Below are 4,575 nucleotides of genomic sequence, written 5' to 3'. Positions count from 1 at the left end.
ATACCGCAACCGCGCGATACGACCTGTGTGAACTGGATGTCTGCCATAGTCTAATGTATATTGGTGTATATAATATAGACGGGCGTCAACCCTTTTCATGAACTTTGGCGACTACAAATTATGTCATGAGGGTTTCATTACAAAGATATTTCAGCTTTTTATGCATATTCATTGAATATGTAACAATTTTTCTATTGCAGCTATTGATATTTTCAATAAATTTGTTCCATGGAACTAAGACAATTGAAATATTTCGTGACAGTTGCGCGCACAAGGAATTTCTCCCAGGCCGCGCGTGAGTTGTACATGACACAGGGAACTCTCAGCCAGCAGATAAAGCAGCTCGAGGATGAAATGGGTACGCAGCTTTTTGAACGTGATTCCAGGAATGTGCGCCTTACTGAAACGGGGGAGGAGATGCTGCCTCTGGCCCAGGACACCTTGAATGCAGCCTTGTTGTGCAGGAACAGGATCAAGGACCTGCGCGGAGCGCTTACCGGAACTCTTGATGTTGGCACCACCCATTCCTTCAGCGGTCTTATGGTGGATGCCGTGAAGAACTTCCTCAAGCAGAATCCGGGTGTCAAGGTCCATCTGTATTGCGGTACAGCGGCGGAACTGCTGGAAATGCTGCGTGAGAGGAAACTTGATCTGGCAATCGCCTTCAAGCCGGTCAAGGAATACGAGGATATTGAATCGGAGGTGCTTTTCAGGACCAGCCTCAGCGTGGTAATGCGTGATGGACATCCATTGGCGGAAAAGGAGGACATAAGTCTGCAGGAACTTGAGAAACATGGCATTGTGCTTCCTGGAGCCGGACTGCAGGCCCGCCGTACCTTTGATAATTTCGTGGGGCTTGATACAAGGAAGCTGAACGTGCATATTGAGGTGAACGACCCAGACCTGATAATGGATATCGTGCAGGGGACCAATCTGGTTACAATGCTTTCTCCTCTGGCGGCATATTACAGGAAAAACCTTGTTGCGGTGCCGCTGGAGGGCGGTTCATATTCCATGACAGGCTGCATACACAGCCTCAGGGACGGCTATCACAAGCGCTCGTCGCAAGTGCTGGTGAATATGATAAGGGAGTCGGCTCAGATAGAAAGGCTCTGCAAGAACCTTGAGATGTGATGCCCGCTTCAATTCAAGCTTCTGCTTTATCCTGTGAGAATGCAGTATTGAAAGCCTTGTTGACAGACAGGTCTTTATTGATTTTCATGTTTGAGGTATTTATAATGCAAAAATAAGTCTTACTAATCAGAAATCCACGTGGGTTTATCTTCTTTCAGGAGACCTTCTGCATACGGATATGAAACGGTTTCAAGATAATCTCCGCCGGTATGCTGTCATATCTGTATTGCAAGCATAATTAATGGAATTTTAGCGAATTTAACAATTTATTGCAAAAGAGTGTTTATCTTTACAAGAACATTGAGCAACTTTATATGAAGACTACCAAAAAGAGAATCGTCAAGCTGCCCAAACTGGGTAATTTCGTCTGTCCCAAGTCAATGACTCTGGAAGAGTGGCAGATTGCGCTGAGGAAGCAGCAGGCGCAGACTGAGAATTTCGGGATATCATCCAGAGGAAACGGTGAATATTTTGTCAAGAATGCCAGTTCGAGAAGCGAATACAAAGTAATTTACAGAGGAGCTTCAAGTAAATGGAATTTCTGTTCCTGCATGGACTTCAAGACATCGGGACTGGGTACCTGCAAACATATCGAGGCCGTTAAACTGGACAGGCATTGCAAGCCGTCTCCCGTGCCTTCATATTCATCGGTCTATCTCGACTATCGTGGTGAAAGGAGTGTCAGAATCCGCATAGGTGCTGACGATGAAGAAGCCTTAAGCGCACTTGCAGCCCATTATTTCTGCAAGGATGGCACACTACGTAAAACAGCCTATGCCTCTTTCGGGAAATTTCTCATAGAAGCAAAAGCCATCAATCCATCGTTCAGATGCTATCAGGATGCCATTGATTATGTTGTGAATACCAGGGATAGAGAGAAGCGCACAAAATTGATAGAAGAGAAGTATTCTGATACAACAATTGATTCATTGCTCCGTACAAGGCTCTATCCTTACCAAAAAGAAGGAATCCGCTTTGCCGCAAAGGCTGGAAAAGCCATCATTGCGGATGAAATGGGTCTTGGAAAGACGGTGCAGGCCATCGGGGTGGCGGAATTGCTTCGGCGGGAGGGCCTGGTAACGTCCGTTCTGGTGCTGGCACCCACATCATTGAAGTACCAATGGAAGTGCGAAATCGAAAAGTTCACCGGCAACTCGGATGTCATTGTGGTTGAAGGAAGCCACCTCAAGCGAAGAGAAATGTACGTGAGTCCGGGCACATACAAGATTGTTTCATACAACTCCGCCTGCAACGATATCAAGATACTGGGCAAACTGGAATGCGATCTGCTCATTATGGACGAAGTGCAACGTCTGAAAAACTGGAATACCCAGATTTCAAAGGCTGCCAGACGCATAGTGTCAGACTATTCTGTGATTCTGTCCGGAACTCCACTTGAAAATAAACTTGAGGAGTTGTATTCAATAGTGGAGTTTGCAGACCAGTACGCTCTATCCCCTTATTACAAGTTCAGGCACGAGTGTATCCTTACCGATGACACCGGCAAGGTTCTTGGCTATCAGAATCTCAATGCCGTGGGCAGCAAACTTAAGGACATATTGATACGCAGGCGCAAGAAGGATGTGAACCTACAGCTGCCTGAAAGGATGGATCAGACCATCTTCGTGCCAATGACCAAAGAACAGATGGGCATCCACGACGAATTCAAGAATGTTGTGGCAAGGCTGGTGCTGAAATGGCAGCGGATGCATTTTCTCAGCGAAACTGACAGGCGCAGGCTGATGTTGAGCCTTTCACAGATGAGGATGGTTTGTGACAGCACATTCATTCTCGACCAGAAGAGCAGGTATGACACCAAGGTGGAAGAGGCTATGAACATTATCTCCGATATCATTGACGGGGCTGAAGACAGCAAGGTTGTGGTATTCAGCAGTTGGGAACGGATGACACGGCTGCTTGCACAGGAACTGGACAAATGCGGTATAGGTTATGAAAACCTTCATGGTGGCGAGCCGTCCGCAAAGCGGAAGAATATGGTCTCCAATTTCACCGATCTGCCACAAAGCCGGGTATTCCTTTCAACGGATGCGGGCAGTACCGGACTCAATCTGCAGGCGGCGAGCACTATCATCAATCTTGACCTTCCCTGGAATCCGGCTGTTCTGGAGCAGCGAATAGCGCGAATTTACCGCATCGGGCAACAGAAGAACATCCAGGTTATCAATCTTGTGTCGGCTCATACCTTGGAAGAGACTATGATTGGTAAGTTGAAGTTCAAAACTTCGTTGTTCGAAGGAGTCCTGGACGGAGGTGACGATGCCGTATTTGCGTCCGATGACAAATTCGCTAAAATCATGAATCTGGTAGGAGAGTATGTGGAGCCTTCGGCAGAAGGGACTCACGCAGATAATTCCGGTGTAACTGTTGAATACGGAGATGTTGAGCCAAGCAGCAAACAGGCTGATGCGAGCATCGATTCTACCGGTTCGGCAATTTCAACAACTCCGGTGGTTCCGGCAGATTCGGCCGATGACTCCAACGAAGAAGTTGAAGACATCATATCGCCTGCTGAACCAGAGAATCTGGTAAATCAGGGCATCTCTTTCTTCAGCAATCTGGTTGAAACCCTCAAATCACCGGAAAGAACAGCAAGACTTATAGATCAAATTGTAGTCGAAGACAAGGATACAGGCAAAGCGTCCATTAATATCCCTATTAAAAGCAAACAGCTCATTACCGATGCTCTTGACCTTATCGGGAAACTGCTGGCTCAGTAGTGTTCCTGAGAATTATCTTCCCGTCCTTGATTTCGAGACCACTTTCGTTGAGCCAATCCTCGGCCATCTGCGCTTCGGCTTGGTCTTTGAAGTCATACCACTGCTGGATGATACCCAGGTCTTCAGCCGCATTGCGGAAACTGGCAAACGGGTGCCTGCCGTTGAGCGCCCTGTATAGCCGTTGTTGCTCCTTTTCAGAACGCAACTCCATGAATTCCTCCATAATGCGGAAGGACTCGTAACTCGGAATTGGCTCGATGCGCACGAGATTGTGATTGAGATAGGTTCGGATGGCATCCTGCTCCCACTCTTTGTATGAGCATATTTCTTCTTCCGTGATTTCTCCTTCCTCGAACATATAATCGGCCATAATGAATGTCAGGCCGCCAGTTGTGAGGTCTACAAAATGAGCGGAGCCGCTTTGGGAGGCTTCGTGATCTGTAAGGACGAACGCAAGTTCGGAAAGAATGCTATTTGTAATCATATAATATCATGTGAGTTAGACGGTGACTAACTAATGAATGATTCCTGTATCATATTTCATCTATATCAATTTCCTTATTAACTGAAATTCCCGTCCGTTTGTAACGTGGTCTGAGTGAATCCTGAAAATAATAGCCCCGAAGTGAGATTTTTTTTGCTTCGGGGCTTGGTTTTTCGGAAATAAATAGATATATTTGTACCTATGTTTTAAGACTCAGTT

Annotated in this window: 3 protein-coding genes; 2 read left to right on the top strand and 1 reads right to left on the bottom strand. The window is 46.5% G+C overall.

Features of this window, described 5'->3' with window-relative positions; translation table 11 throughout:
• The first annotated feature begins 228 nt into the window (after positions 1 to 228).
• Positions 229 to 1,134 carry a LysR family transcriptional regulator gene (locus tag AC06L3_RS09005; RefSeq protein WP_475670289.1) on the top strand — a complete coding sequence of 302 codons (906 nt, stop codon included), beginning with the start codon at positions 229 to 231 and terminating at the stop codon, positions 1,132 to 1,134.
• Between the two features lie 314 nt (positions 1,135 to 1,448).
• On the top strand, positions 1,449 to 3,872 hold the full coding sequence (locus AC06L3_RS09000) for a DEAD/DEAH box helicase (protein WP_475670288.1): 2,424 nt from the start codon (positions 1,449 to 1,451) through the stop codon (positions 3,870 to 3,872).
• Here the strand turns inward: AC06L3_RS09000 and AC06L3_RS08995 are convergent.
• Positions 3,847 to 4,356 carry a UPF0158 family protein gene (locus tag AC06L3_RS08995; protein ID WP_475670287.1) on the bottom strand — a complete coding sequence of 170 codons (510 nt, stop codon included), beginning with the start codon at positions 4,354 to 4,356 and terminating at the stop codon, positions 3,847 to 3,849. The two genes, AC06L3_RS09000 and AC06L3_RS08995, sit on opposite strands and share 26 nt — an antisense overlap.
• Positions 4,357 to 4,575: the final 219 nt, after the last annotated feature.

Source organism: Candidatus Egerieousia sp. (assembly GCF_056211015.1).
The sequence above is the reverse complement of the archived record's forward strand: the minus strand, read 5'-3'. Positions and strand labels throughout refer to the sequence as shown.

Coding starts and splice junctions, on each gene's coding strand:
- AC06L3_RS08995 (WP_475670287.1), bottom strand. CDS start 4,356: ATGATTACAAATAGCATTCTTTCCGAACTTGCGTTCGTCCTTACAGAT.
- AC06L3_RS09005 (WP_475670289.1), top strand. CDS start 229: ATGGAACTAAGACAATTGAAATATTTCGTGACAGTTGCGCGCACAAGG.
- AC06L3_RS09000 (WP_475670288.1), top strand. CDS start 1,449: ATGAAGACTACCAAAAAGAGAATCGTCAAGCTGCCCAAACTGGGTAAT.